This window comes from Deltaproteobacteria bacterium, from assembly GCA_019308905.1.
In the GTDB taxonomy this organism is placed as follows: Bacteria; Desulfobacterota; BSN033; order WVXP01; family WVXP01; genus JAFDHF01.
In genome coordinates this window covers 150235-176208 of the sequence record JAFDHF010000004.1, presented here as the reverse complement: position 1 = coordinate 176208, position 25974 = coordinate 150235, and the positions used below count along the sequence as shown (strand labels likewise).

29 protein-coding genes are annotated in these 25974 nt (G+C 59.7%); 17 read left to right on the top strand and 12 right to left on the bottom strand.

The window, feature by feature from the left end:
- Positions 1 to 5: 5 nt before the first annotated feature.
- The 8 genes from JRJ26_03265 to JRJ26_03230 all read right to left on the bottom strand — a co-directional run bounded on the left by JRJ26_03265 (position 6) and on the right by JRJ26_03230 (position 5079).
- Positions 6 to 893: an ATP-binding protein gene (locus JRJ26_03265; GenBank protein MBW2056497.1), complete on the bottom strand. Its 888-nt coding sequence runs from the start codon at positions 891 to 893 to the stop codon at positions 6 to 8.
- Positions 890 to 1549, bottom strand: coding sequence for a class I SAM-dependent methyltransferase (locus JRJ26_03260; protein MBW2056496.1), 660 nt, complete (start codon positions 1547 to 1549; stop codon positions 890 to 892). Before JRJ26_03260 ends, JRJ26_03265 begins: the two co-directional genes overlap by 4 nt.
- Positions 1550 to 1557: 8 nt before the next feature.
- Entirely contained in the window at positions 1558 to 1851 is a 294-nt protein-coding gene (locus tag JRJ26_03255; GenBank protein ID MBW2056495.1) for a hypothetical protein, read from the bottom strand.
- Positions 1852 to 2214: 363 nt separating this feature from the next.
- Positions 2215 to 2565, bottom strand: a complete 351-nt coding sequence (locus JRJ26_03250; protein ID MBW2056494.1) for a NifB/NifX family molybdenum-iron cluster-binding protein — start codon at positions 2563 to 2565, stop codon at positions 2215 to 2217.
- Entirely contained in the window at positions 2562 to 3215 is a 654-nt protein-coding gene (locus JRJ26_03245; GenBank protein MBW2056493.1) for a NifB/NifX family molybdenum-iron cluster-binding protein, read from the bottom strand. Before JRJ26_03245 ends, JRJ26_03250 begins: the two co-directional genes overlap by 4 nt.
- Before the next feature lie 90 nt (positions 3216 to 3305).
- Entirely contained in the window at positions 3306 to 3668 is a 363-nt protein-coding gene (locus tag JRJ26_03240; protein ID MBW2056492.1) for a NifB/NifX family molybdenum-iron cluster-binding protein, read from the bottom strand.
- 72 nt (positions 3669 to 3740) lie between these two features.
- A complete protein-coding gene (locus JRJ26_03235) occupies positions 3741 to 4658 on the bottom strand; it encodes an Mrp/NBP35 family ATP-binding protein (protein ID MBW2056491.1) in 918 nt (305 codons plus the stop codon).
- Positions 4651 to 5079 carry a NifB/NifX family molybdenum-iron cluster-binding protein gene (locus tag JRJ26_03230; protein MBW2056490.1) on the bottom strand — a complete coding sequence of 143 codons (429 nt, stop codon included), beginning with the start codon at positions 5077 to 5079 and terminating at the stop codon, positions 4651 to 4653. The genes JRJ26_03235 and JRJ26_03230 overlap by 8 nt, the downstream gene beginning before the upstream one ends.
- Before the next feature lie 474 nt (positions 5080 to 5553).
- Between JRJ26_03230 and JRJ26_03225 the strand changes: the two genes are divergently transcribed.
- The 15 genes from JRJ26_03225 (at position 5554) to JRJ26_03155 (ending at position 16729) form a co-directional block, all read left to right on the top strand.
- Positions 5554 to 6984 carry an FAD-binding oxidoreductase gene (locus tag JRJ26_03225; protein ID MBW2056489.1) on the top strand — a complete coding sequence of 477 codons (1431 nt, stop codon included), beginning with the start codon at positions 5554 to 5556 and terminating at the stop codon, positions 6982 to 6984.
- Positions 6985 to 7001: 17 nt separating this feature from the next.
- Positions 7002 to 8204, top strand: a complete 1203-nt coding sequence (locus JRJ26_03220; protein MBW2056488.1) for a (Fe-S)-binding protein — start codon at positions 7002 to 7004, stop codon at positions 8202 to 8204.
- A complete protein-coding gene (locus JRJ26_03215) occupies positions 8201 to 8626 on the top strand; it encodes a hypothetical protein (protein ID MBW2056487.1) in 426 nt (141 codons plus the stop codon). Before JRJ26_03220 ends, JRJ26_03215 begins: the two co-directional genes overlap by 4 nt.
- Positions 8623 to 9138 (top strand): permease, encoded by a 516-nt coding sequence (locus JRJ26_03210; GenBank protein ID MBW2056486.1) that lies wholly within the window; start codon positions 8623 to 8625, stop codon positions 9136 to 9138. The genes JRJ26_03215 and JRJ26_03210 overlap by 4 nt, the downstream gene beginning before the upstream one ends.
- Positions 9135 to 9455: a hypothetical protein gene (locus tag JRJ26_03205; protein MBW2056485.1), complete on the top strand. Its 321-nt coding sequence runs from the start codon at positions 9135 to 9137 to the stop codon at positions 9453 to 9455. The genes JRJ26_03210 and JRJ26_03205 overlap by 4 nt, the downstream gene beginning before the upstream one ends.
- Positions 9452 to 10309: an ABC transporter substrate-binding protein gene (locus JRJ26_03200; GenBank protein ID MBW2056484.1), complete on the top strand. Its 858-nt coding sequence runs from the start codon at positions 9452 to 9454 to the stop codon at positions 10307 to 10309. The genes JRJ26_03205 and JRJ26_03200 overlap by 4 nt, the downstream gene beginning before the upstream one ends.
- A gap of 46 nt (positions 10310 to 10355) precedes the next feature.
- Complete coding sequence (locus JRJ26_03195; GenBank protein ID MBW2056483.1) at positions 10356 to 12320, top strand: DUF4445 domain-containing protein; 1965 nt, start codon at positions 10356 to 10358, stop codon at positions 12318 to 12320.
- 98 nt (positions 12321 to 12418) lie between these two features.
- Entirely contained in the window at positions 12419 to 12748 is a 330-nt protein-coding gene (gene trxA, locus JRJ26_03190) for a thioredoxin (protein MBW2056482.1), read from the top strand.
- Between the two features lie 120 nt (positions 12749 to 12868).
- A complete protein-coding gene (locus JRJ26_03185; protein MBW2056481.1) occupies positions 12869 to 14227 on the top strand; it encodes a sigma 54-interacting transcriptional regulator in 1359 nt (452 codons plus the stop codon).
- Between the two features lie 191 nt (positions 14228 to 14418).
- Entirely contained in the window at positions 14419 to 14811 is a 393-nt protein-coding gene (locus JRJ26_03180) for a NifB/NifX family molybdenum-iron cluster-binding protein (GenBank protein MBW2056480.1), read from the top strand.
- A 385-nt stretch (positions 14812 to 15196) separates the two neighbouring features.
- Positions 15197 to 15535, top strand: coding sequence for a DUF5320 family protein (locus JRJ26_03175; protein MBW2056479.1), 339 nt, complete (start codon positions 15197 to 15199; stop codon positions 15533 to 15535).
- Between the two features lie 105 nt (positions 15536 to 15640).
- On the top strand, positions 15641 to 15829 hold the full coding sequence (locus tag JRJ26_03170) for a hypothetical protein (protein MBW2056478.1): 189 nt from the start codon (positions 15641 to 15643) through the stop codon (positions 15827 to 15829).
- Positions 15830 to 15874: 45 nt separating this feature from the next.
- On the top strand, positions 15875 to 16141 hold the full coding sequence (locus JRJ26_03165; protein ID MBW2056477.1) for a DUF5320 family protein: 267 nt from the start codon (positions 15875 to 15877) through the stop codon (positions 16139 to 16141).
- Positions 16142 to 16234: 93 nt separating this feature from the next.
- Positions 16235 to 16456, top strand: a complete 222-nt coding sequence (locus tag JRJ26_03160) for a DUF5320 domain-containing protein (protein MBW2056476.1) — start codon at positions 16235 to 16237, stop codon at positions 16454 to 16456.
- Between the two features lie 12 nt (positions 16457 to 16468).
- Positions 16469 to 16729, top strand: a complete 261-nt coding sequence (locus JRJ26_03155) for a zinc ribbon domain-containing protein (protein MBW2056475.1) — start codon at positions 16469 to 16471, stop codon at positions 16727 to 16729.
- A 109-nt stretch (positions 16730 to 16838) separates the two neighbouring features.
- On the opposite strand, the gene JRJ26_03150 is transcribed toward JRJ26_03155, so the two are convergent.
- Positions 16839 to 17849, bottom strand: a complete 1011-nt coding sequence (locus JRJ26_03150; protein ID MBW2056474.1) for a radical SAM protein — start codon at positions 17847 to 17849, stop codon at positions 16839 to 16841.
- A gap of 256 nt (positions 17850 to 18105) precedes the next feature.
- On the opposite strand from JRJ26_03150, the gene JRJ26_03145 reads away from it, so the two are divergent.
- Positions 18106 to 18411, top strand: coding sequence for a phasin family protein (locus tag JRJ26_03145; GenBank protein ID MBW2056473.1), 306 nt, complete (start codon positions 18106 to 18108; stop codon positions 18409 to 18411).
- Complete coding sequence (locus JRJ26_03140) at positions 18412 to 20109, top strand: AarF/ABC1/UbiB kinase family protein (GenBank protein ID MBW2056472.1); 1698 nt, start codon at positions 18412 to 18414, stop codon at positions 20107 to 20109.
- A 101-nt stretch (positions 20110 to 20210) separates the two neighbouring features.
- On the opposite strand, the gene JRJ26_03135 is transcribed toward JRJ26_03140, so the two are convergent.
- From JRJ26_03135 to ptsP, 3 genes are all read right to left on the bottom strand, one after another.
- A complete protein-coding gene (locus tag JRJ26_03135) occupies positions 20211 to 22382 on the bottom strand; it encodes an amylo-alpha-1,6-glucosidase (protein MBW2056471.1) in 2172 nt (723 codons plus the stop codon).
- 287 nt (positions 22383 to 22669) lie between these two features.
- Positions 22670 to 23908 carry a glycosyltransferase family 4 protein gene (locus tag JRJ26_03130; GenBank protein MBW2056470.1) on the bottom strand — a complete coding sequence of 413 codons (1239 nt, stop codon included), beginning with the start codon at positions 23906 to 23908 and terminating at the stop codon, positions 22670 to 22672.
- 221 nt (positions 23909 to 24129) lie between these two features.
- Positions 24130 to 25872: a phosphoenolpyruvate--protein phosphotransferase gene (gene ptsP, locus JRJ26_03125; GenBank protein MBW2056469.1), complete on the bottom strand. Its 1743-nt coding sequence runs from the start codon at positions 25870 to 25872 to the stop codon at positions 24130 to 24132.
- Positions 25873 to 25974 lie beyond the last annotated feature (102 nt).

Sequence of the window (25974 nt, the reverse complement as noted above, 5' to 3'; positions counted from 1 at the left end):
CGGCTTCATAGGAGCTCTCTTCTGACAAGGTCTCCCCCCTCCTTCCCGTGCCTGGTCTCTGCTTCGACGAGGTTCGTGATCTCCTTGAAAAGAGAGAGAAAGCGGGACCGGTAGTCGGGCAGGACCTCCACCACCGGTATGCCCCTCGAATAGGATTCCGCGATCCGCCTGTCCATAGGCACCTCCATTACCACCGGGATCCCCTCTCTCCGGCAGAACTCCTTCACTCCAGGGCCGCCTACATCTGCCCGGTTGATCACGACACCCATGGGGACCCCCATTTTCCTGACCATCCCGGCGGCCAGTTCCAGATCATTCAACCCAAAGGGGGTGGGCTCGGTTACGAGAAGGCAGAAGTCCGAACCCTTTACCGTTTCGATTACGGGACAGGACGTCCCTGGAGGTGCATCGAGAATGGTTACCTCCGAAGGCAGAAGGAGGCGCTTCTCTTTCCGTATGACCGGGGTTGCCATGGGCTCACCGATATTGAGGATGCCCTGAACAAAACGGATCCTTCCGGCGTGGCCGATCTCGATCCTCCCGATCTCTTTGTCCTCTTCGCCGATCGCCTTCTCAGGGCACACGTATGAACAGGCCCCGCAGCCGTGGCAGAGTTCCTCGAATGTGAGGAGGGCCTCTTTCACCACGACGATGGCGTGAAACTCGCATGCTTCGCTGCACTTGCCGCAGTAGTTGCACTTCTGAAGATCGACCTTCGGGACCGGAATGGCCGCAGAAACCGTCTCCTCTATCGAGGGCTTCAGGAAAATGTGGGCGTTGGGCTCTTCAACGTCGCAGTCCATGAACTGTACATCGCCCAGGGACAGCGCCAGGTTTACCGCTACCGTCGTCTTTCCGGTTCCGCCTTTGCCGCTGGCTATCGATATTATCAACAGGTTCTCCCTATCTCTCTTTTCTCGCCGCAGATAACCTTCGACTTGTCCGAGGGGGCTGTCGCCTTGGAAACCGAGCCAAACACCTCTGCAAAAGGCCGCGTGTCGGCACGTATGAACGACCAGGCGCCGCTCGATCCGAAGGAGAGGATCCTGATCCTGAAGAGCAGCCTGACAAGGGGATTCCCTGGAATCTCGTGCTCCATCATGCAGAAACGGCCGCCCTCTTTGAGCACTCTCCGCGCTTCGACCATTACACTGCGGCGGACATCCTCCGGCAATTCGTACATGGCATGTGAACAGGTGACAGCATCGAAGGAGGCGTCTTTGAGTGGGAGGGACGCGGCATCCGCCTCGACCCAAGAGACCCTCCCGAATCCCAGGCACCGGGCCTTCTCTCTCCCTTTGCGAAGCATACCGCCTGAGAAGTCGAGGCCCACCACAAAACCTTTCTCCCCTGCGGCCCGGCCGAGCTCGATCGCAACGGCACCGGTCCCTGTGCAAAGATCGAGCCCCCTGCCCTGGGGGCCGATCCCCGTCTTTTCGACCATGAACCGCCTCAACCTTCCCTCCCTGTCCCCGGAATGGATGCGGATAAGGGGATCGTAAAAACGGGAAAACAGATCATAGAATGCCCTTCTGGCCTGCCGCGCCATCGACCGCCCTACCAGAGGTCGTCTTCGAGTCTTGGAGACTCTTTCTTGTGTCGGGTGTAAATCACCCTGTAGCGGTCCTCGAAACCGTCGAAACAGACCGTACAGCCATTGCAGCCCCCGGGATCTACCCCGCGGCCCAAGGGCTCTAGGTGAACCTCGTATCCTGCCTCCCGGTAGAGCTCCACCGCCTCGCTGAGCCGCGGCTCACTCGCAATGAACTGCCTTTTCCAGCCCTGCCGCTGGAGTCTCCTTTCCCGCTGAGACAGTTGCCCGGACTGGACCATCGGTTCCACACGGGTCATGGTTTTCTCCGGGGCGGGCCCGCGACACAGGACACCCCCTCCGGTTCAGTCGATCCTCCGCAGGAGGGGATCGCAGAGCCGGACCGCCGAGCCCCGGGGCTCAAGGTGATTGCTAGCCCCTTACCATGGGGGTTCCACATTTGGGGCAGTGCTGCTGGTAGCAGGGCACTCCTGCCTGGTGGGGAGCCGTTGTCCCGCAAGAAGGGCACACACACTCACCACCGGGTCCGGCTCCTGCCCTGGTTCCGCCCATTCTGCCGGCTCCTCGACCGCCTCCCCTTCCCATTCCTCTCCCTGTTCCCGGACCGCCGCCCCAGGGCGGGCCCGTTCCGTCTCCTCTTGGCATCTCCCTTCCTCCTTCCTCTAGAACCGGACTCTCCGGTCCAGGATCTCTTTCAGAGAGCCCTCTTTGAACCGGTCCACCGCCTCCCCTACCGTTCCGCCGCTCGTCTCATAAATCCTGATGGCGAGCCCATTAAGGGTGGTCAGGGCATTGGGCCCGACCTGACCGGTTATCACGGCCTCGGCGCCCTCACCGGCAATGAACCGGGCAGCCTCCGGACCTGCACCTCCTGCACTCGATGCTCCCGGGTTTGCCAGGCAGCGGTACTCCAGGGTTTCGGTGTCTATGAATGCAAAAAAACCACACCGGCCGAAGCGGGGATCGACAGCGGCCTCAAGGCCCCGGCCGGCTGCACTGACACACACTATCATCCCTCTCTCCCTTTGCCCGGTTCTTTCGGCCTCTTGCTCAGCTCATCGAGCTTTTCAGAGATCTTTTCCATCTGATCCTGGAGGGCCTTCATCTGGGATTTCAGGGCCTCCATGTCCTGCTGCACAGGGCCTGCTGGCTGGACGGGCTGAGCACCGGCCATGGAGCCCCGGCCCATACCCATGCCTCGACCCATACCCCGGCCCATACCCATGCCTCTGCCCATACCCATGCCCATTCCCATGCCGCCTCCCCCAGGACCGCCCGGCGCGGCACCGGCACCCGCCTGGCCCATCCCAAAATGGCCTGCTACAGAGGGGCCTGAGGCGGATTGAAGTCTTCCCTGTTTGTACATTTCCACGGCATCTCTCACCGTCCCGGTGGCGCCGAGAAAGACCGGGATGCCCGCGGCATTGAGAGTCGTCGAAGCGTTGGGACCGACATTGCCGGTAATGACCGCTTCTGCTCCCCGATTGGCCACGAACTGGGCGGCCTGAATGCCGGCCCCGCCGGAGGCCATGGCGCTTTCATTGGCAAAGGCCTCGAACTGGAGAGAATCAGGGTCGACAAAGACGAAGTAACCACATCGGCCGAACCGTGGGTCCACCGGTGAATCGAGCGTGCTTCCCGAGGCCGTAACGACGACTTTCATCCGATCTCCTCCCGTGACTTCCGTTCCGACTCCCATGCGGGCTTGGCGGCCTGCCACATCTCGCCCTTCATGGATCTGCCGGGTTTTTCCCTAGTGGTCGTGGTGCTCACAGGGGAACACCCCTGATATCCGGCCGCCGAGATAGGCTGCGACGACGTTCTTGACCTTGCCCTGGACGCCGGTGGCGACCTCGATGCCGAACTGGTTGAACAGGTCGATGGCCCTCGGACCCATCCCACCGGCGATCATAACGTCTACATTCCGAGATCGGATGAACTCGGGGACCACCCCTGGCTGGTGAGCCTGGAAGTATGGGTTTTCCACAACCTCCGTCTCACAGATGTCACTGTCCTCCACCGCCACGATGGCATAGTAAGGGCACCGTCCAAAGTGAGCACTCACTTCGCTTTCGAGGCCTGCATCATTTTCACAGGCAAGGGCTATTCTCTTCATCCTCTCTCCTCCATGCTTTCTTTTTCTTCGCGGGTCTGCTCGCCCGATGCCGGCAGGGTCGGGATCCCCCTGTCACGGGCGTGCCTGAGATTTCTGGACACCCGCGAAGTCGGCCCGGCTGTCCACATAGGCCCGGCATGAAGCGGCGATCTTCTCGAAGGCCTCGGCCACCGGAGAATGGGAGTGACCGATGACCACGGGAACGCCGCTGTCGCAGTCGGCAACCACGTCGGGATCGATGGGTACTCTACCGAGAAAGGGCACCCTCAATTGGAGGGCAGCCTTCTCCCCACCGCCAACCTTGAAGAGGGGAATCGGTTTGCCGCAGTGGGGGCAGGTGAGGCCTGCCATGTTCTCCACGATGCCGATGACCGGGATTCCCATGGTTCTGCTGAAGTTGACGGCCTTGCGGGAGTCGAGAAGCGCCACATCCTGCGGGGTTGTCACGATGATCGAGCCGTCCACCTTTTTCAGAACATGGGCCGTGCTCAGGGCCTCGTCCCCGGTGCCGGGGGGAAGATCGATGATAAGACAGTCGAGTCTCCCCCATTCCACATCGCTTATGAACTGCTGGATGGCGCTGTGTTTAAGGGGGCCTCGCCACACGACCGGGTTGTCGGGGCTTCCGATAAAAAAGGCCATGGAGATCAGTTTCAGATGGGGCAGAGCTTCCACCGGCCTGATGCCGTGCTCTGCCCCTACCAGCGGTCTGGCATCGACCCCGAGCATCTTGGGCACATTCGGGCCATGGATGTCTGCATCGAGTATCCCAGTTTCCAGACCCTGGCGGGCCATGACCGCCCCCAGATTGATGGCCACCGTGCTCTTTCCGACCCCGCCCTTTCCGCTCATGACCATGACCTTGTGTTTGATCGCCGTGAGCTTCTGGGTGAGTCTCTGCTCGGTGTGCGCCGCCTTTTCATCTGCGCTGCAGCTTGCAGAGTGGCTGCAGGTTTGGCAGTTCTCGCCGGGGTCGCACTTGTCACTCATTCTTGTCCTCCTTCTTAACAGAGCCGCCGCTTCTCTTGCCGGGAGGAAACAACTGCCATGGAGCACCGGTTCCCCTTTTGGAGGCTCTTTTGCGCCGACTTTCACAGAAGGCCCTGGGTCGGAGTCGCCCCTTCAGGTACCGGTCGAGGGCCTCCTCGGCCTCTCCCATCACGTCGTAGATCACCGAGATCCCGTTGTTTCTCAGGTGGCTTTGCACCAAACGATTGATCCCCCCGCAGATGATGGTTTTCACGTTTCGGTTGCTCAGTTCGGCGATCCTCTGCAAGGGGGTCAGGCTCGAGATGGAGACCGTTTTTTTATCTACAATTATCCCATCTTCGATAGTCACGATCAATAGCTCCTGACAGAAATCAAACCTCGGAGAGATTCTCGAACCGAAAAGGGGGATCGCTACATTCATAGCAACTCCTTGTTGAGACGAGGGCAGCACGAAGCATGCCAGAGAGGATATCTCCGAGGAAGTAAAAACATCCCTGTGATATCGATATGTTGGCACCGCGAGAGTGCCGGAGGCTGGAACGATGGCGTTGCAGATATGCAACTGTTGCAGAAAAAACGTTGCAATGCTTCAGCAAAACCACGCCTGTCCGTGAGGGGAGGAATCCAGGGAAAACCCATGTTCCTCCTGCGCGGCTTCGCTCCCCCAAAGCCGGGGCGACAGGCATACGAGCAGTGCTGGGGCGGAGGGCCGGAGTAAGGCGCCCTCCGTGTGGGGTATGGGTCTCCGGAGGCGGCAGTGGTATTGGCATGGTTTATGGTACACCGAACAGACGGGGGCCGCCTTGTTGCCAGCAGGTGCCGTTGCTCTCTGTTTACAAAACCGGAGCGGCATTGTAGTATTCGCGGTACTCCCAGGGGTTGGAAGGGGGAGCCTATGAGTGGAGACAGGGTCTACGACCTACTTGAGGGCATCGTCGGAGAGGGAAACGTTTCCAGGGAGCCCCACATACTGGAGTGCTATGCGCGCGATTCAACGACCAATCCCCCTTCGCAACCCGACTATGTTGCGATGGCCACCCGGGTGGAACAGATCCAGGAACTGGTTCGCCTGGCCAACAGGGAGGGGGTTCCCCTGGTTCCGGTGGTTGGCATGTCGAGCACGGGGGGGCTGACTATTCCGGTGGAGGGAGGGATAGTCGTCGACCTCCACAAGATGGACAGGATAATCGAGATCAATGAGGACATAGATTACGCCGTCATAGAGCCGGGAGTGACGATAGGACGACTCGATGCGGAGTTGAAGAAGAGGGGGTACTGGGTGTCCCTGCCGGTGGGTCCGCCGGGCTCTGCCGGGCTTGTACCAGGATACATCCTGCACGGCTACGGCCACCTCGGGGGGAAGTTCGGCATCAATTCAGAACAGATCACGGGCATGGAGGTTGTCATGCCGGACGGGGAACTCGTCAGGCTGGGGGGATGCGCGGTCTCGCCTTACTGGTTTCACCGCACCCCTATCCCCGATCTAATGGGGCTTATTCTCGGCTGGCAGGGAACCACGGGAATCGTAACCAAACTCGGAATAAACATATACCCGAGGCCAGGATTCAAGGATATGGTCGGCTGGGGCATGTTCACTCCTCATGAGGAACCCCTGCCTGAGAGCTCTGCCCGTTTCTTGATGAAAGTCGCCAGGTTGGGCCTGGCCCACGACATTTCCGGCCACAGTTGGGGTGCGGTCCAGATCGGGAGAGGCCTGAAATACCCGCTGCCGCCTAAACCGAGGGAGGAACCGGAACTCTACTTCTCCGCTACACTCTACGGGTTCAGCCGGGAAGAGCTGGCCATGAAAAAGAAGATCCTTGAAAGCCTGGTCAGGGAAGGGATAGAGGAGGGACTCCCCGTGGCATGCACGGATGTCACAGAAAGGGTCAAGGTAGAAATGCCCACCAGGTACGCCCTGAAATACTCCGACCATAGGGGAGGCGGGGGCCTGGACTATATCGGGAGCATAACCCCGATTATCAACTGGCCCCAGGGGATCAAGAGACTCAACGAGATCTTCGACAGGCACGGCTTCACCCCTTACATCAGACTCGCCATATACAGGGGAACCCTTCAGGGTATGATGCGGGCCCTGATGCCTTACAACCGGGGCGACGAAAAGGACGTTGAGGCTGTCCGAAAGATAGCAAGGGAGGTCGTCCAGGTCGTGTTGGACTGCGGTGGCCTGGTCTACAAGGCGCCCTCGTTTGCCTGCGAAGAGATGTGGAAGAGGGGGGATCCGAACTTCCTGGAGTTGATGAGACGGGTCAAACAGACCCTTGATCCCAAAAGGATAATGAACCCCGGAAGGCTGGCCCTGTAGGGGAAGCCACGGGGGGCATGGGGGAGCTGAGATTGCCTCTGGGCGATTACAGGGAGACTGTCCATCTGTGCCGGCTGTGTGGAAACTGCAGGCAGGCCGGCACGACTTACCTCCCCTGTTGTCCTGCAGGGGAGAGGTTCGGCTTTGACGAGTACTACTCTAGAGGGAAGGCGATAATAGCCGGACAGCTATTGAAGGGCAGCCTGGCCTGGTCCCGTTCACTGGCAGAAGTGGTATACCGCTGTGCGGTGTGCGGAGCGTGTGTCGAGCAGTGCCCGGTATCCTATAAGGACTACATACTCGACGTGTTCGCAGCCCTGAGGGAGGAATGCGTGGAGAGGAGCCTGGTGCCTCGAGAGGTCGGGGATTTTCTTGAAAATGTCTACAAGTACGGCAATCCGTGGGCCGAGCCCAGGCAGAAGAGAGGCCTGTGGGCAGAGGGTACCGGGATAGGGGAGTACGAAAGGGGTGAGGATTTCCTCTACTATGTCGGCTGCATGGGCTCTTTCGACACGAGAGGAATCGAGATGGCGAGAGCCCTGGGGGAGGTACTGCTTGCAAGCGGGCTCTCCTTTGGAATCCTCGGGAGCGGAGAGACCTGTGAGGGCAACGAGGTGAAGCTGCTCGGCGAGAGAGGGCTTTTCGAAATCCTTGCCGGAGAGAACATCCGGAGGTTTACCGGTCTCGGCGTGAAGAGGGTGGTGACCCTCTCTCCTCATGCCTACAACGCGATGAAAAACGAATATCCAGCGTACGGCGGCAACTTCGAGGTGAAGCACTACACCCAGCTTCTTGTAGAGATGGTCGTGGATGGAAGGATAGACCTGTCCAAGGGGGTCGAGGCTCGGGTCACCTATCATGATTCCTGCTTTCTTGGAAGGTACAACCAGGAGTATGAGGCTCCGAGGAAGATCCTGAGAAGCATTCCAGGGGTCGAACTCGTGGAGATGGAGAGAAACAGGGAGAATTCCTTCTGTTGCGGCGGTGGCGGCGGTAACTTCTACACGGATTTTTTCGGCTCCGAACCCAACAGTCCGGCGAGAATCAGGGTCAGGGAGGCTCTCGATACAGGTGCGGACATTCTGGCGGTGGCCTGCCCTGTCTGCCTGACCATGCTCGATGACGCGGCCAAGGCCGAAGGTACCGAGGGCGGGATGAGGGTGATGGATATCTCGGAGATCCTGGCGAGTCTGGTCTTGCCTGAGCGGGGATCATCATGATTTCAAAGAGGAAAAAGCAGGCCTTCACGAGAACCATCCGGAGTCTCAAGAGAAGCGCTCCGATTCTGCTCGGCGTCTTGATGTTTCTTGCTCTGGTCTTCACCCTGGTTCCAAGGGACCTCTACGGGAGGATTTTTACGGGGGATCGGATCCTGGATCCCTTGATAGGGGCCACCGTGGGTAGCGTCGCGGCAGGCAACCCTCTGACGAGTTACGTGATAGGGGGGGAGCTCAGACTCCAGGGTATCAGCATGCTTGCCGTAACGGCCTTTATCGTGGCCTGGATGACCGTGGGGGTCGTCCAGCTTCCGGCCGAAGCGTTCATGTTGGGCAGGAGGTTCGCCCTCGTGCGAAACCTGGTTGCCTACGGCGCTTCGGTGATCATTGCGGTCTGCACGGTTCTTACACTGGGGTGGTTATGACCGGTCCTGTGGGAGAAAAAATCGGCGGGGGCACGGTCTTTCTCCTGTCTGCCGTTGCCTGCTACGCGGTTCTCGGTTTCGTGAACCCTGCACTCCTGGGGCATGTCCTGGTGGCCCTTGGAAGACTCGTCGTCAGGATCGCCCCTCTGCTGGTGCTGGTTTTCGGTATGATGTTTGTCGTCCACCTCGTCCTCGATCCTGAAAAGATCGGCAGGCTCCTCGGCAGGCAGTCCGGCCTCAAGGGATGGCTTCTGGCGATTTCAGGGGGCATCGTCTCTTCGGGCCCGATCTACATGTGGTACCCCCTGCTCAGCGACCTGAAAGAGAGGGGAATGAAGGAATCCCTCATTGCGGCCTTTCTCTACAACCGGTCCATCAAGATACCCCTCCTGCCGATGATGGTATACTATTTCGGATGGCCCTTCACCCTCGTCCTGTCGATCTATATGGTTGTCTTTTCCGTAATCAACGGGGTCGTCGTCGGCAAGGTGGTCCAGGGAGGGCACCAGTGAAAGTCGCCGTAGCGGCGATCGGCCGGGACGCGAAGAGCCAGATAAGCCCGAGGCCCGGCAGGGCGAGGTTCTATCTGATTTTCGGGGAAGGGGGCGGCCTTGTCGAGGTGGTGGCGAATCCCTTCAGCCGTGGGGGCGGTGGAGCCGGTTTTGCCGTCGCCAAGATGCTGGCCGACAGGGGGGTCGGTGTTGTGGTGGGCGGGAGATTCGGTGAGAATATGAGGGATGCCTTGAGGGAGCGGGGCCTGGAATACCGCGAGATGGCCGGTTCGGCCCTGGAGGCCATGGCGGAGATTCTCAGAGGGCCGGAAGGTTGAGGACCGGAGGGGAAGGGATCGTCGATATCCGTGGCTTCTCTTTTCAACCCCTTGAGAAACCCTTCTCAGTAGTATCCCTGGTACCGAGTTGGACAGAGACTCTCTTCTACTTCGGGCTGAGCCGGGAGGAGATCGCCGGCCGGACCGACTACTGCATCCATCCCAGGGGCAGGGTGGAGGGTGTTGAGACGGTGGGCGGGCCCAGGGATCCGAACCTAGAACGGATATTTGAGCTCGATCCGGACCTGATCATCGCAGACAGGGAGGAGAACCGAAAAGAGGATGTGGAGGAGATGGACGGGCACTGGCCGGCCTCCCGGGTCTTCGTAACAGGACCCCGAAGCGTGGACGAGGCTCTCGGAGATGTGGCCCGGCTCGGCCGCCTCTTCCATGCCCGGGGGCGGGCACGGCGGTTGATCGAGAGCGTGCGGGCGTCCATGGCGAGGATCCGCGGAGAAGGCCGCGGGACCGTGGCTTACGTGGTGTGGCAGGATCCCTGGATTGTTGCAGGGGGGGAGACTTATATCGGGGATATAATAAGGATTCTAGGTTACGAGAACGTGGCCGATCGCCCCCCGATTTCGGGTCCGGGCCGGGAGAGGAGGGGGGGCTATCCGGCCGTGACCATCGAGGATCTGGCACGGCTCAGGCCGGATGCCGTGTTCCTATCGACCGAGCCGTTTCCCTTCAGGAGGAGGCACGCGGACCTTCTCCGGTCACTGCTCGGCGGGGTCGATGCCGAATACGCAGGGAAGGTGAATATCCGGATTGTCGATGGAGAGTACTTTTCCTGGTATGGGAGCCGGATGATAGCGGCTTTCAGGTATTTTTCGAGGCACCGGGCCTCTCTGTGAAGCCCGGAGAGGATGGTCGGAACTACAGATTCGAGGAGGCAAGGGAGTGGAATCGAGAAAATTCAGAGTCGTGTTTCAGCCCTCGGGCAGACGGGGGGAGGTGGAGGAGGGGAAGACCCTGCTTGAGGCTTCGAGGGAACTGGGCGTGGATATTGAATCGGTCTGCGGCGGCACGCAGCGCTGCGGCAAATGCAGGGTGAAAGTGGAGGAAGGGCGTTTCGAGAGACTCGGTATCACATCCGGGATGTCCCATCTGTCTGAATGGCAGGCATCGGAAGAGAGATTCATCGACGGCCGGGCCAGAAAGGAGGGCTTTCGGCTGGCTTGTGCGGCAAGGGTCAGGGGGGATGTTCTTGCCTTTGTGCCGGAAGAGAGCAGGGCCGTCGAACAGGTCATACGCAAGACAGCCAGGGATATCAAGATCAAGCACGACCCGGCCGTGAGACTCTACTATGTGGAACTCCCGAGACCCAGTCTTGATGACCCCGTGGGTGACTTCGAGCGGCTTGCCGAAAGGCTCAATCAGGAGCACGGTCTGAAAGGCCTCGTCATCGATTATCCGGCTCTTGCGGGCCTTCCGGATATCGTCCGGAAGGCCGGTTGGAAGGTGACGGCCGCCGTCTGGAACGATCGGGAGATTATCCGGGTACTGCCCGGACGTCTCGAGGAGAGCTGGGGAATGGCTGTCGATGTGGGGACCACCACGGTGGCGGCCTATCTGTGCAGCCTGAGCACGGGGAAGGTGGCGGCCACCGAATCGATGATGAATCCCCAGGTGACCTTTGGCGAGGATGTGATGGCCCGGATCACCTATGCAACGACCCATCCTGAAGGTGGGCTCCAGGAGATGAGCAGCCTCATCATCAAAGGCCTGAACGAGATGATCGAGCGGACGGTTGCGAGGCTCGGAATAGACCGGGAAGATATCCTCGACATGAGTCTTGTGGGAAACACGGCCATGCATCATATCCTCCTGGGGATAGAGCCCAGGCACATCGGGGCCTCCCCCTTTGTCCCGGCCATACACAGTTCCGTTGACATCAAGGCCAGAGACCTGGGAATCGAAATCAACCGGTCCTCCTATGTTCACGTGCTGCCGATAGAGGCCGGTTTCGTGGGAGCGGACAACGTGGGAGTCCTCATCTGTGAAGAGCCCTACCGGAAGGAAAAGATCCGCCTGATAATCGATATCGGGACCAACGGGGAACTCATCCTCGGAAACCGCAGGAGAATGGTCTCTGCTTCCTGTGCCACGGGCCCGGCCCTCGAAGGGGCTCAGATCACCTTTGGGATGAGGGCGGCGCCAGGAGCCATCGAGCGGGTGAGGATCGACCCTGAGAACTTTGAAGTCAACTACAAGGTGATAGGGAGGGAGACCTGGAGCCTGTTCTCCGAGCCGGAGGAGATGGGAACAAAGGGTATCTGCGGATCCGGGATTCTCGACGTGCTGGGTGAGCTCTACAGGACCGGAATCGTCCGGAAGAGCGGCGCCTTCAACAGGGAGGTCAAGACTCCGAGGCTCCGGGAGAACAGGGACGGGATGCCTGAATTCGTCATTGCCTGGAGCAATGAGACCTCCATCGGCAGGGATATCGCGATCACTCAGGGCGACATCCGGCAGATCCAGCTCGCAAAGGCTGCGATCTACGCAGGGGCCAAGCTGATGATGCGCCGTCTGGGTGTGGACAGGATCGATCGGGTGGTGATTGCCGGAGCCTTCGGTACATATGTTGACAGGGAGGAGGCCCTGATCATCGGGATGCTGCCCGACATCTCTCCCTCCCGGATCAGCTCTGTTGGAAATGCAGCCGGGGACGGAGCGAGAATAGCCCTCCTCGACAAGGGGAAGAGAAGGGAGGCCGACAGGGTGGCCCGCCAGGTGGAGTACATCGAACTCACCATCGAAGAGGGGTTCCAGGATGAGTTCGTCGCCGCCCTGCACATACCCCATGCCAGGGATTCGTTTCCCCACCTGAAGGGTCTCGTCCCTGACAGGATTCTCGACCAGTGACTGTTCGGCCCCCCGGGTGCTGGAATCGAGGGGTTCCGTCGTGGTAAACTGTGGAGATATGCCGTGAAAGGCGAGAAATAGAAGAAAGGGGGATTTTCATGGAAGAAGAGGTTCAGCTTCATATCACGGATGGGGATTTCGAAAGGGAGATCCTCAAGTCTGACATTCCCGCTCTCGTTGACTTCTGGGCTCCCTGGTGTGGTCCGTGCCACATGGTTGCTCCGGCGGTTGAAGCGGTGGCCAAAAAGTACAAGGGCAGGCTCAAAGTGGCCAAGATGAATGTGGATGAAAACCGTTCCACCCCCGGCCGTTACGGTATCATGAGCATTCCCACCCTGATCGTATTCAAGGACGGTAAGATCGTAGAGCAGATAGTGGGAGCCGTGCCCCAATCGCGACTGGAAGAGGCTGTGGAGAAGGCCCTTTAGGTCGAGCAGGGGGCGGCTTGCCCGTATGGGTCCGGGATGAGACGACTTATTGAAGGCGGCCGGGTGGCCGTCTTTCAAGTTGGACCGGAGAGGTTTGAGATGGGAGGGGTCTTCTGAGACATGGAGCAGAGCCGCCGCCACTCGCTCAGTTCCGATGAGACCAGCATCATCCTCGACTCGATCGCCGACGGTGTCTTTACCGTGGACATGGACTTCCTGGTCACCTCATTCAACAGGGCGGCCGAAGAGATCACAGGCGTACCCCGCGGCGAAGCCCTGGGCCGCCCGTGCAGGGAGGTCTTCCGGGCCGATATCTGCGAGACCGACTGCGCCCTCAAACGTACGATGGAGACGGGAAAGCCCTTTATCGACCGGCCCGTGACCATCCTGAGGACCGACGGCAGGCGGGTGCCCATAAGCATCAGCACGGCCCTCCTGAGGGACAGGAACGGGACGATTATCGGCGGCGTGGAGACATTCCGGGATCTCTCCGTTGTGGAGGAGCTGCGCAAGCAGGTCGAGGCCAGGTACACCTTTGCAGACATCCTCTCGCGCAGTCACCGGATGATGGAGATCTTTGCGATTCTCCCCGAAGTGGCCGAAAGCGACAGCACCGTTCTCATCGAAGGGGAGAGCGGAACGGGCAAGGAGCTCCTTGCAAGAGCCATTCACCACCTCAGCCCCCGGGGGAGGAAGCCCATGGTGGTGGTCAACTGCGGGGCCCTCCCCGACACCCTGTTGGAGTCGGAGTTGTTCGGCTACAAGGCGGGTGCATTCACGGATGCCAGGAAGGACAAGCCGGGACGCTTTGCCCGGGCAGAGGGAGGGACCATCTTTCTCGACGAGATCGGTGACATCTCTCCTGCCCTCCAGGTGCGCCTCTTGCGGGTCCTGCAAGAGAGGGTCTATGAACCCCTCGGCTCCACGGAACCTGTGAGAGCCGACGTGAGAGTCGTTGCGGCCACCAACAAGGATCTCGACGAGGAGGTCAGGGCAGGCCGGTTTCGGCAGGATCTCTACTTCCGTATCAACGTGATCCGGATCTCCTTGCCGCCACTCAGGGAGCGGAAAGAGGACATCCCCCTTCTGGTGGAGCATTTTATCGACCGGATGAACCGGTTGCGGGGCAGGAGGATCACGGGGCTTTCCCATGAGGCGCTGGGAGTCTTCATGCGATACGACTGGCCGGGCAATGTGCGAGAGCTGGAGAACGCCATCGAACACGCCTTTGTGCTCTGTCACGGGGGTGAGATCGAGCTCCATCATCTCCCCAGGGCCTTGCGGGAGATCGGGACCGAGAGCGAGGCCATGCCCCGGGGAAAGACCCTTGCCGAGATAGAAGCCCGAGCCATCTACGACGCCCTCGCCCGTCACGATTGGAAGCGGCTCGCCGCGGCAAGAGAACTTGGAATAGACAAGACCACCCTTTGGCGCAAGATGAAGCGCCTGAAATTCGATATTCCGGGCCAGCAAAGGTAGGTGCAATTTGCACCATATCTTCCCGGCCTTTTACTGCATGCTGCACCCCTTTTTGCGGTTCCTCCATTTTTGCTCTCGCTCCATTGCAAGATTAAATAGTAATGTCAATATGTTAGAGACCAACGTCGAAGTGTGTAGTTCTGGCACGGCGATTGCGTAATAAAGGGGCGTGAAGCAGAACCGGGTTTGAGATGAAGATAGCCATACCAGAGTATGAGGGCAGGGTCTCTCCGGTTTTCGACGCGTGCCAGAAGGTTCTGGTTTTTGAGACCGACGGTGGTGGCGTTGCGACTGCTGTGGGTAGCGAAGACTGGTCCTACCTTCCCCCGGCGGTCAGGGCCAACCGGTTGAGGGAGGCGGGGATCGAGGTGCTGTTGTGCGGCGGAATCAGCGGCTGGCTCGCGAGGTTGGTGGAGGCCATGGGGATCCGCTTGATCCCCTGGCTCGCCGGTGACGTCGATCAGGTGGTCGATGCGTTTATCGCGGGGAGGCTTCCCCAGCGCTCCTTTGCCATGCCCGGGTCATGGGGCAAGGGATGGGGGTGGAGATTCCGCCGGAGAGGGATGCCCCGAAAGAGGAGGTGAGAGACATGCCCGGATTTGACGGTACAGGTCCAAGGGGGCTTGGGCCCCTGACAGGGCGGGGGATGGGTTATTGTGCGGTCAGACTCCCCGTCTCCGGTCCTGGGGCCGGTTCCTACAGGGTTGCTGGAACGGTTGGGTCGACTTCCCCTCCCCGGGACCGGGTTGAGGGCTCGAGAAGGCCCCTTATGGGGTCGGCGATCCCCGGTCCTGTGAGAACTCAGGTTGCCGGGAGCCGTGGATTCGGCCACGGGATCATGGGCAGGCGGGGACCGTTCCCGTTTGGACGTTAGCAGCAGCCCGGCGGGGATATTTCAGAGATCGAGACCTCTGGCAGAGACGATCTTCCCGTCCAGAGGGAAGCCGTAGGTAGAAAGGAGAAAGGGCTATGGGATATCGACACAGGTACATGTACTATGCCACGGGTCTTCCGGGATGGATGCGCTTCGGGTATTCTCCCGGTTGGGGCGGCTTGCCGCCCGGGGCGGCCTACCTCATGACGGGTCAATGGCCGAATCCCCAGATGGCGGCGGCATGGCAGGCCGGGTGGGCTCAGCCCGGTCAATGGGATCCTGGGTATGCACCTCCCGGACCGGGTTATGGGATGCCGCCCGAGCAGGAGCTTGAGTTCCTGAAGAATCAGGCCTCCATGCTGGAGCAGCAGATGGATCAGATCTCGAAGAGAATAGAGGAGATCGAGAAGGAGGAGAAATCGGGGAAGAAGTAATCAGACAGGACAGGGGAAGGCCCGGCCTCCCGATCACCGGTGGTTTCTTGACCGGAGGTGGGGCCTTCCCCCGGACTCTGCAAACCCCCAAAGGAGGTGTGTGCAATGCCAAGAGGACGGCACTTCTTCGGACGCGGCTTCTGGTGGAGGGGAATGGGAGCGTATCCCTATCCCTTCTGGGGAGGGCGCAGAGGCACGGGCCGATACTGGTTCGGCATGCCCGCAGCTTACGGCGGGTGGCCCTACGGCCCGGTTCCATACTACCCGTATGGAATCGCTCCCTATCCCTTCTAAAGAGCCGTAGGCCTTACAACCGAATCGATCAAAAGGAGGTTCACCATGCCAGGACTTGACGGGACGGGTCCAATGGGAATGGGACCCATGACAGGTGGTGGAAGAGGCTTTTGCAACCCCGCTTGGGCGGGGTACTGGGGCGCCGTGAATCCCTGGTTCGGTTACCGCGGCTATTCGCCGTGGCCCGGATACGGATTCGCTCCCTATGGGTGGAGGTTTGGAGGTGGGTTTCCCTACAGGGGGATCTACCCGCCTTGGCCTCGCTGGGGCTACGGCGGCCGGCCATGGTTCTACGGCGGATTTCCCTATTGATTCTCCAACGGTGGATCTGCGCTGCGGCTCGAAGGAGCCGCTAGATCCCGGTTTCACACAACCGCGGAGTGGACAGAGAAGGGGGTGGTCTTGATGCCGTTCGGACTCGGACCCTTGGGATGGGGTTTTTTGTACGGGTACCCGCACATTTGGAACCCGTACTGGTACGGCCGCCAGCCCTGGTATCCCCTCTGGGGACCCACCTGGCCGTACATGACGAAAGAGGAGGAGGCCGCCGTGCTCGAGGATCAGGCAAGAGCACTGGAGGAACAGCTGAAAGCGGTCAAGCAGAGACTCGATGAACTGAAGAAATAGGAGAGAGAATCAATGCCCACCTACGAATACGAATGTGAATCCTGCGGTCATAGATTCGAGCTCTTCCAGAGCATGACCGACGAGCCGGTATCCACGTGCCCTGAGTGCGGGGGCTCGGTGAGGCGCCTGCTGGGGACAGGGGGAGGGTTCATCTTCAAAGGGTCGGGGTTCTATGCCACCGACTATGCGAGGAACACTCCGGCAACGAGATGCGGCAGCAGCTCTCCCTGTTGCGGGAGAGACGTCCCCTGCGGCAAGCCCCCCTGCGAGTGACTTCCGGCGAAAGAGGCCGCCCGCAATTCACGGATGTTGCCCCTCTCGGGGGAATCCTTTTCCGGGTGGCCTCCGGCCTCCATTCGTCCATCCTGGAGCCGGTTGCCTGTCAAGAAGTGAAGGGAAGAAGGGAATCCCAATGGCCGGGGGTTCTCTTCAGGGTTCGCCTTTTCAGGTCCCTGCGCGCGCCTTCCCAGATGGCCCGGATCGAGAGGCGTCTCTTGGAGAGGATTTCGGCGAAAGCGGGTAGAATGCAGCCGCACCGGCTGCAATCAGCCTCAGGCCCGACAGCACACGGGTATTTCGGCCGGCCCATGGGATCGAAGCTTGCACCGATACGGTGAAAGGGGCAATCCAGTATGATGGACCTGAAACTGCGGGACTTCATCAGGAGCAGTTCCTGGCGCGTGTTGGCGATGAAGTCGCCGTAAGTCTTCTTCAGTTTCAAGAGCCGGGAGATGAGACGATCACGGGTTTCCCAGTCGACCCACAACCGGAGGTCGTCTCCACGGTTCGGCGTATAGAATTCAAAATAGACCCCTGAGACAGCCGTCCTGCCCCACTCATCCAAGACCCGGGGGACCAGATCGAGGGTGGGCCTGGTCACGCAAAACGATATGAACACCCGCAGATCCTTCCGATCGGCGTGGGCCATGACCCTGTCAAAGGTTTTCGTATCCGCCCCCGTCATGGATGGGTACTGCTCCCGCAGTGCGGGCACGGAGACCACAAAGGTCGAATCCGACCACGGGCCGAGTTCGAACGTCCCATTGGTGAAGATCACGTTCGACTTGAAGTAGGGCAGGCCCTTCTCGAGCAGTTCCCGCCGCAACAGAGGCTCTCCTCCCAGCCAGCCGCATATGAGGAAAGGGTACCCCTTGGCCCGCCTGTCTTCCAACCAGGCGAGCCACTCGTCTACGGTGAGTTCCTTTCTGTACCCCTGCTTCCTGAAATAGCAGTGCACACAGGAGAGATTGCACCGATAGGTCACGTCGATGGAGATCATCCCCTGCTTAGGGAACCCGGCAAGGCCGATATGGAGAAAATCCCTGACTCTCCACTCGTTGCTCCCTGAATGCGGACTCTTCGAGCCCTTCTTTTCGTCCTGTTCGAACGACATGACAGACAGAGAACCTCCTTTACCCTTTTTCCCCTTTTCTTCCGACATCTAATCTAACCGTGAAAAGGACTTTTTGCAACAGGATTCAGGTCCGGGGTTGGCTCGGTTTTAGATGGGGCATTCTCTTGCCGGGAAGTATTCGGAAATCAGCGGGAAACCGGTTCTTTACTCGATCATTGGGATCTTTTCCTGTATAATCCATAAGTAGGTTTGGAGGATCTGATGGGACCACAACAAAACAGAAAGGAGTCAGACCGTGTTTGATCTCTTGAAGAAGAGCGTGTTTACAGGGTTGGGATTGGCCTTCATGACCAAGGAGAAGATCGAAGAGCTCTCCAGGGAGTTTGTTGAAAAGGGCAAGCTCTCAGAGCGGGAGGGAAAGGAGTTTCTCGACGAACTCTCCCGGAAGTCCGAGGAGGCCAGGAAAAGGCTCGAAGGGCAGATAGAGAAGGTGGTCAAGCAGACCGTGAAGAGGATGAATCTAGCCACCAGGGATGATCTCCTCAATCTCGAAAGACAGGTGAAACAGCTAGCAAAGGCCCTGGAGAAAGAGAAAGGCTAGATGCTCAGCATCAGGAAAATCGGCCTCATCGGGCGCACCTACCGCCACCTCAACCGATACCGGCAGATTTTGAGGGTCCTGTTCAAGTACGGCTTCGGAGATCTCGTAGATACCCTGAAGATAGAGCAGTACCTTGAGATCGGGCTTCAGATGATCTCCAGAAAGCGACGGGAGGAGATAGAGAAGTTGACCCGGGCCGAGCGGGTGAGGATGGCCATGGAAGAGCTCGGCCCCACTTTTGTCAAGCTCGGCCAGATACTCTCGACCCGTCCCGATCTCATTCCCATGGAATACGTGCAGGAACTCTCCAAACTCCAGGACCACGTCCCGCCCTTTCCCTATGAGGAGGTCAGGGAGATCATCAAGGCCGAGACGGGCGGATTTCCGGAGGAGATATTCGGCCGTTTCGATGAGAAGCCCCTTGCCGCTGCCTCCATAGGCCAGGTGCACAGGGCGGAACTGAAGGAAGGCGAGCAGGTGGTGGTCAAGGTCCAGCGCCCGGGCATTCGAAAGGTGGTGGAGGTCGATCTGGAAATCATGCTCCATCTCGCCTCTCTTATGGAACGACACGTGGAAGAACTCCAGCACCAGCGGCCGACGAGAATCGTCGAAGAGTTTGCCCGCAGCTTCGAAAGGGAGATGGACTATACCACCGAGGCTTCCCATATCCAGCGTTTTGCACGGCAGTTCATGGGGGATGAGACGATTTTCGTGCCGGCGGTCTTCCGGGGGATGACCACGCCACGTATCCTGACGATGGAGTATGTGGACGGGATCAAGGCTTCCGAGATAGAGCACCTCAGGAGGGGGGGATATGACCTACGGGAGATTGCAAGACGCGGGGCTGAGTCGGTCATGAAGCAGGTCTTCGTCCATGGCTTCTTCCATGCCGACCCCCACCCGGGAAACGTCTTCATCCTGCCCAACAACGTGGTCTGCTACCTCGACTTCGGCATGATGGGTCGTGTGAGCCGCAGGGAACGGGAAGACTTCTCGGATTTTGTCATGCAGGTAGTTCGAAAGGACGAGAGAAAGCTCGTAGAGGCGATGCTGAGGCTTACCTACTACGAGGATGAGCCGGACAGGGATCAGCTCGAAAGGGATCTGGCCGAACTCATTGACGAGCATCTGGACGGGTCGCTCAGAGAGTCGGGTATCGCAAGACTGCTGCAGCGGCTCTTGGAGATCGTCACGAGGCATCGCCTCTCTCTGAAGCCCGATCTGTTTCTCATGATGAAGGCCCTCGCCACGGTGGAGGGGCTGGGCAGGACCCTGGATCCTGATTTTGTCATAGCAGAGCACGTGGAACCCTTTGTCAGGCAGATCCACCTGGGCAGGCTCAACCCGAAGAAGATCGCCGGAGACATGATCGACTCAGGGACCGAGCTTGTCGGCCTGCTGAGAGAGATCCCCGGGGAGGTACGGGCGATCCTCAAGCAGGCCAGGGAGGGCAAGATAACCATAGAGTTCGAGCACCGCGGGTTGGAACCCATGCTCTCCGCTCATGACAGGATCAGCAATCGCATAGCCTTCGCCATTGTGCTTGCCTCCCTCGTCATCGGCTCCTCCCTCATTGCGCTGTCCGACATTCCTCCGAAATGGCACGAAATACCGATTATCGGACTTGCCGGGTTCGTTATCGCAGGTGTTATGGGGTTCTGGCTTCTCGTGTCGATCCTGAGGCGTGGAAAGCTGTAGGCCGAGATCGGCGAACTCAGAAACCGTGACGGGTCCCGGCGAAAAATCCTATCTATGCTCTCGCGATGGCCGGCCGCCGGGGTCGTCATGGGGTGGCACCATCACTTGGTGACCGCCACCTCCAATTCACCTTGGCGATCCAGCACCTGAACAGTGACGTCCTCGTCGCGCCGCCGCAGCATGAGGTCTACCGAGGCCTCTCCAACCCGGAGGTTCCGGATTTCCACCTCCTTCAGGAAGACGGGCAGTATAGGCCGCACAAAATGCACCCTGCCGTTTCTTGCATCCGTGTCGAGTCCGAGAGCGGCTCTGATGAGCAGGAAAACCGCCCCTGTGGCCCACGCCTGGGGGCTGCATGCCACGGGATACTGGGTGGGGGAGTGGGCCGGCCGCCGGTGGAACCCGCAGAACAGCTCCGGAAGCCGCCGCAACTCGAACCAGTTGGCCGCATCGAAAAGGCCCTCAAATATCTGGATCACCTCGTCCTTGAACCCGTAGCGGGCCAAGCCCCAGGCGATGAGGGCGTTGTCGTGAGGCCATACGGACCCGTTGTGGTAGGACAGGGGGTTGTATCTCACTTCTCCCGCCGCCAGGGTCCGGATCCCCCATCCGGAGAACGTCTTATCATCCAGGAGGCTTTTGGCAACGAGATTGGCCTGCTCGGCGGGTGCAGCTCCTGCGAACAACAGATGTCCGGCGTTGGAGGTACGCACGCGGCAGAGCCGCTTGCGGCCGTCCAGGGCTATCCCGTAAGTCCCGAGCGATTCCGACCAGAAGGCACGTTGGATCCTGTCCGCCACCTCGCCCCCCTGGCTTTTCAATCGGCCGGCCTTCTCCTCCATACCCAGCATCCCTGCGAGTTCGGCTGCGCCGAGATAGGCAGCGTGCACGTATCCCTGCACCTCCACCAGGGCTATCGGCCCCTCGGCCAGCCGGCCGTCTCTGTGAAAGATCGCGTCATGGGAATCCTTCCAACCCTGGTTTGCGAGCCCCGACTCCGACCTGCGCTGGTATTCCACAAACCCGTCGCCGTCCATGTCCCCGTATCGTTCGATCCAGTCGAGGGCTCTTTCGATGTGGGGCCAGAGAGCCTCGATGAACTCCAGGTCTCCGGTGTGCCTGAGGTATTGACCCGCCAGGATTATGAACAAGGGGGTGGCATCCACACTGCCGTAGTAGTGGGCAAAGGGGACCTCTCCCAGGGTTGCCATCTCCCCCTTTCGCATCTCGTGGAGAATCTTACCGGGCTCGGCATCGCTCGACGGATCAAGCCGGTCGGCCTGGTGGGCGGCCAGCAGGGAGAGGACTCCCCTGGCCAGAGCAGGGTGTGCCCAGAGGACCTCCATGGCCGTGATGATTCCGTCGCGTCCAAAGACCGTAGCGAACCAGGGCACCCCCGCATAAGGGTAGTAGCCGTGAGGGGTGCGAACGGTGAGCATTTCCAGGTCCGCCCAACTCCGGTCCAGCCACTGGTTGAAACGCTCGTTGTCGGTTCGAATTTCGACTCCCTCCGCCCGGAAGGCCCGCTGTGCGGAGAGGAGACGGCCCAGGGCCTTGTCGCAACGGACACGGCCCTTAGGGTGCCCCCTGTAGGTGCAAGTGGCGTCGATATGAAAGGACTGCGTCTCCTTGGGAGCGAGGCTGAGATACCACACGGCCCGGTCCGGGTGGATCTCGTGGGGTCTGGGTTCAAAGGAGACCACGAGCCGGCGGACCTTGCGGTCGAGCCCCTCGTACTCCAGGACCACCTCCGACCCTTTCAGCTCGGGCTCGTGCAGGGTGCCGCTGCGGGCTCGGGGGGTTCCCCGCACCTCGAAGATGTCTGCAAAGTCCGCCTTGAACCGAATCTCGAGGGGCAGGTCCATGGGTTCCGTGGAATGGTTGCAGATCCGGATTCGCTCGCAGCAGGTTCCATTCCACAGAAACTTGGACCGGTAAAGGTGGACCAGTTCCCGCCGGATGATCCGTTGGTCCTCTCTTTGGAAAAGGTCGGGATTCGTCAGGTCTACCGAGAGGTGCTTGTTGTCCCGGTGGAGGAACGAGTTGAGGAGCATGGGGCGCTCTCCGCCAAGGGTCATGGAGAAGGACGAAAGGTACCTGGTGCCCTCGTAGTAGAGCCCCTGGCACTGGCCCAGGGGCTGCACGTCCCCATACCGGTCGAAGATGGCGAAAGTGTCTCCATCCATGAGGACCTGGGTGGGAGCGTGGATATCTATGAGGGACGATGTGACCAGGATGTAGTGCTTGTCTCCAACCTGGATGATTTCCGGCATCGTCGACTCCTGGTGTTGGTTTGCAGAAGCGGAGCTCAGGGTAATCGCCATGGGATTATATAATCAAATCAGCACGAATGGCTAGTGAGAAATTTCAGGAGGCGATTCAAATCTCCAAGAAGATGCCTCGAATCCACGGTGGGGCGGGCGGTGTGGAGCCCGAGGCCGGAGTCCCAGACTCCGGCAAGGGTTGGCTTTCCGGGGTAAAAGGGCCGGACCGGAGTCCGGAGGGCCGCTCGCCCGCGAGGTGACCGATCTCCGATCGAGAGGGTGGGGGAAGGGCCTTCTCACCCCCTTGGATGGACCCTGTGACCATGGTTTCTGGGGCGAGGGCCCGGACCGGGAGATAGGTTGGTCACAGGAGGCGGTGGAGAGAGCTCGAGATCCCTGCCGGGCGCTGCGGCCTCAGGACCTGAGCGGAGCACCGAGGCCGGGGGAATCGCTCCCATGTTCGGACCAAAGACCGGCACGGAAACTCGGCCGAGTTCCCTGAGAGATCTGGCCTCTTGAACAAGACGCTGATAGACTTTCACGTAGTCGCCGGCCATGCGCCTGGCAGAGAAGCGAGTCTCGAACACCTCCCGGATCTTGCTGCGGTCGAGGGAGCCGACCTGCTCGACGGCGCGGACCGCATCGTCGAGGGTGTCGACGACGAATCCGGTGACCCCGTCTGTCATCACCTCAGGAACCGAGCCTCTTCGATAGGCGATTACCGGAGTCCCGCACGCCATAGCCTCGATCATGACGAGCCCAAAGGGCTCCGGCCAATCGATGGGAAAGAGCAGTGCATATGCCTTTCCAAGGAACTCCCTCTTCTCCGACTCTCCGATCTCGCCCACATACTCGACAAAGGGATACGCGAGCAGCGGCTCGACTACCCTCTCGAAGTACTCCCTGTCCACCTTGTCGACCTTGGCCGCGATCTTGATGGGCATACCGAGGCGCCTGGCGATCTCGATGGCCCGGTCGACCCTCTTCTCGGGGCTGATCCTCCCAAGAAAAGCCAGATAGGAACCAGGCTCCGGGTAGAAGGGGTAGAGGTCTTCGGGCAACCCGTGATAGACCGTTCCCTTCCAGTTGGCCCACCACAGGGGTTTCCGCTGGGCATCAGAGATGGACACAAGGGGAATGTCTCGGAACTCCTTGTAGAGTCCTGCCAGATCCGGAATATCCAGTCGGCCGTGGAGGGTTGTAACATTGGGAACCTCCAGGCGCCTGAAGATAGGGAAGTGGAGATAGTCGACATGGCAGTGGACCACGTCAAAGTCGGCGGCCTCTTTCCAGACCAACTCGAGCATGAGGATGTGATGAGCCAGGGGATCGATGGCCTTTTCGTCCAACCTGAGGGCCCTGGTGCAGGGTGCCACGAGGCGTGCACGAGTCACCGAGTCTCCGCTGGCAAATAGGGTCACGTCGTGACCTTGACGAACGAGTTCCTCGGTAAGATACGAGACGACCCGTTCCGTACCGCCGTAACATTTCGGCGGAACGCTCTCGTACAGAGGAGCAACTTGGGCGATCCGCATGTAAGCCACCCCCTTTTCGAGGCGTATCAGTTGTGGAAAAAGGTGCTTCCATCTGCCGGTAAAGAGAGGATTCTCTACTCCAGAATCTAATCACGAGGCCCCGATTTTGCAAGGGGGCGGCTCCCCCACGGGCTCCGGTGAGATCTTCCCCCCGGGACAATCGGCTCGGCTCCCCGGTGAGAGACGGTCTGGCGGCGGCAGGAGGCTCCGCCCATGACGCATCAGGATTGGACCGATCGGAGCAACCTTTCGACCTCTTCCGCGGTCGACATGGTCAGGCTCTTTTCCGCGATCCCTACTGCCTCCTCCAGGGAGACATTGCGAACCTGCATCTTGATTTCAGGGATCGAGAGGGGATTGATGCTGAACTCGCGAAGTCCGAGCCCTATGAGGAGGGATGTGTAGAGCGGATCTCCGGCGATTTCTCCGCACACCGATACTGGTTTCCCCGCATCTCCGGCGGCATCGACCACGTGCTTTATCAACCAGATCACCGCAGGATTCAGGCTCTGGTAGAACCGGCTCACCAGGTCGTTGTCCCGGTCCACGGCCAGGGTGTACTGGACGAGGTCGTTGGTACCGATGCTCAAGAAATCGACTTCCCTCGCGACTCTGTCGGCCATGATCGCCGCGGACGGAACCTCGATCATGACTCCAATGGGAACAGAATCGGCGAAGACCTTTTTCTCCCTTTTGAGTTGCCTTTTGACCTCCGCCAGGATGGCCTTGACTCTCTTGATCTCCTCTATGGTGGATATGAAGGGAAAGAGGAGTTTTACACGTCCGGAAGCGCCGGCCCGCAGAATGGCCCTGAGCTGGGTCGAGAAGAGGTCTGTCTCGTCGAGAAAGACCCTGGTGGAACGATAACCGAGAAAAGGGTTCTTCTCATGGTGGTGCTCGGGGAGGAGTTTGTCCCCGCCAAAATCGAGTGTTCGAATGACCACCTCGGCCCCTTTCATTCTTTCGCAGAGGGTTCGATATAGTTCGAACTGTTCGTCCTCGGACGGGAAAGAAGTTCTCACCATGAATGGCAGCTCGGTCCGGAAGAGCCCGATCCCTTCGGCCCGGTAGTGGAGGGCGAACTCGAGGTCGACCAGGCTGCCGAGGTTGGCCATCAGCCTGATGTGTTGCCCGTCCCTTGTCTCTGCGGGGAGGGGGATGAGATCCTCGAGCCTGTGGCGCTGGTCCTGGACCCTCTCCTCGATCCTCTTGTATTCCTCGACGACCCTCGGAGGTGGATTGACGAGCACAATGCCCAGGTTCCCGTCGACAATCAGAAAATCCCCCCTCTTTATCCGGGAGAGGATGCCGTGAACGCCCACCACTGCCGATATGCCCATGGATCGTGCCAGGATAGCCGCGTGAGACTCTCTCCCCCCCTGCTCGGTGACGAAAGCCAGAACCCTTTCCCTTTTCAGCCGGACCGTGTCATAGGGTGTGAGTTCGACGGCGGCGATGACGACCGGCTCGTCAAAGGGGCAGTCCAGATCTGCCGGCCCGATCAGTATCTCCAGGAGCCTCCGGCCGATGTCGCGGATGTCGACAATTCTCTCCCTGAGATAGGGATCTTCGATCCTGGAAAAAGCGCTCCTGTAACGCTCGAGCTCCCGGGTCAGGGCTGTCTGGGCGTTGACCAGCTCTTCCGCGATCCGGGAGGTGATTTCGTTCAAGAAGCGGGAATCCTCCAGCATCGACATATGGGTCGAGAATATGTCGGCGTCCCTCCTGTTCGCCTGCCGCAGAACCCGGGAACGGTCGTTTTCGAGGCGTTTGCGTACGATGGAGGCCGCCTGTTTGAGTCTCGTGATCTCGGGGGCGATCTGTCCTTCCGGTATGGATTCCTCTCGGACATGGGTGAAGACGTCGTGGTGGACACAGACCTTTCCCATGGCGACTCCGGGAGAGGCCGCGATTCCCTTGAGAAGCCGGTGGCCGAGTCTTTCGATCCTAGGTTTTGGTTCCAATCGAATCCCCGGGTATTCTACCGATCGAGAACCGGATCCGTGAGGAAAGCCGGAGCCCTCCTCTATTTGGGAACTTACAAATTCTTTTGACCTATCTAATTA

Coding starts and splice junctions, on each gene's coding strand:
- JRJ26_03260 (MBW2056496.1), bottom strand. CDS start 1,549: ATGGCGCGGCAGGCCAGAAGGGCATTCTATGATCTGTTTTCCCGTTTT.
- JRJ26_03255 (MBW2056495.1), bottom strand. CDS start 1,851: ATGACCCGTGTGGAACCGATGGTCCAGTCCGGGCAACTGTCTCAGCGG.
- JRJ26_03250 (MBW2056494.1), bottom strand. CDS start 2,565: ATGATAGTGTGTGTCAGTGCAGCCGGCCGGGGCCTTGAGGCCGCTGTC.
- JRJ26_03245 (MBW2056493.1), bottom strand. CDS start 3,215: ATGAAAGTCGTCGTTACGGCCTCGGGAAGCACGCTCGATTCACCGGTG.
- JRJ26_03240 (MBW2056492.1), bottom strand. CDS start 3,668: ATGAAGAGAATAGCCCTTGCCTGTGAAAATGATGCAGGCCTCGAAAGC.
- JRJ26_03235 (MBW2056491.1), bottom strand. CDS start 4,658: ATGAGTGACAAGTGCGACCCCGGCGAGAACTGCCAAACCTGCAGCCAC.
- JRJ26_03230 (MBW2056490.1), bottom strand. CDS start 5,079: ATGAATGTAGCGATCCCCCTTTTCGGTTCGAGAATCTCTCCGAGGTTT.
- JRJ26_03225 (MBW2056489.1), top strand. CDS start 5,554: ATGAGTGGAGACAGGGTCTACGACCTACTTGAGGGCATCGTCGGAGAG.
- JRJ26_03220 (MBW2056488.1), top strand. CDS start 7,002: ATGGGGGAGCTGAGATTGCCTCTGGGCGATTACAGGGAGACTGTCCAT.
- JRJ26_03215 (MBW2056487.1), top strand. CDS start 8,201: ATGATTTCAAAGAGGAAAAAGCAGGCCTTCACGAGAACCATCCGGAGT.
- JRJ26_03210 (MBW2056486.1), top strand. CDS start 8,623: ATGACCGGTCCTGTGGGAGAAAAAATCGGCGGGGGCACGGTCTTTCTC.
- trxA (MBW2056482.1), top strand. CDS start 12,419: ATGGAAGAAGAGGTTCAGCTTCATATCACGGATGGGGATTTCGAAAGG.
- JRJ26_03185 (MBW2056481.1), top strand. CDS start 12,869: ATGGAGCAGAGCCGCCGCCACTCGCTCAGTTCCGATGAGACCAGCATC.
- JRJ26_03180 (MBW2056480.1), top strand. CDS start 14,419: ATGAAGATAGCCATACCAGAGTATGAGGGCAGGGTCTCTCCGGTTTTC.
- JRJ26_03175 (MBW2056479.1), top strand. CDS start 15,197: ATGGGATATCGACACAGGTACATGTACTATGCCACGGGTCTTCCGGGA.
- JRJ26_03170 (MBW2056478.1), top strand. CDS start 15,641: ATGCCAAGAGGACGGCACTTCTTCGGACGCGGCTTCTGGTGGAGGGGA.
- JRJ26_03165 (MBW2056477.1), top strand. CDS start 15,875: ATGCCAGGACTTGACGGGACGGGTCCAATGGGAATGGGACCCATGACA.
- JRJ26_03160 (MBW2056476.1), top strand. CDS start 16,235: ATGCCGTTCGGACTCGGACCCTTGGGATGGGGTTTTTTGTACGGGTAC.
- JRJ26_03155 (MBW2056475.1), top strand. CDS start 16,469: ATGCCCACCTACGAATACGAATGTGAATCCTGCGGTCATAGATTCGAG.
- JRJ26_03150 (MBW2056474.1), bottom strand. CDS start 17,849: ATGTCGTTCGAACAGGACGAAAAGAAGGGCTCGAAGAGTCCGCATTCA.
- JRJ26_03140 (MBW2056472.1), top strand. CDS start 18,412: ATGCTCAGCATCAGGAAAATCGGCCTCATCGGGCGCACCTACCGCCAC.
- JRJ26_03135 (MBW2056471.1), bottom strand. CDS start 22,382: ATGCCGGAAATCATCCAGGTTGGAGACAAGCACTACATCCTGGTCACA.
- JRJ26_03130 (MBW2056470.1), bottom strand. CDS start 23,908: ATGCGGATCGCCCAAGTTGCTCCTCTGTACGAGAGCGTTCCGCCGAAA.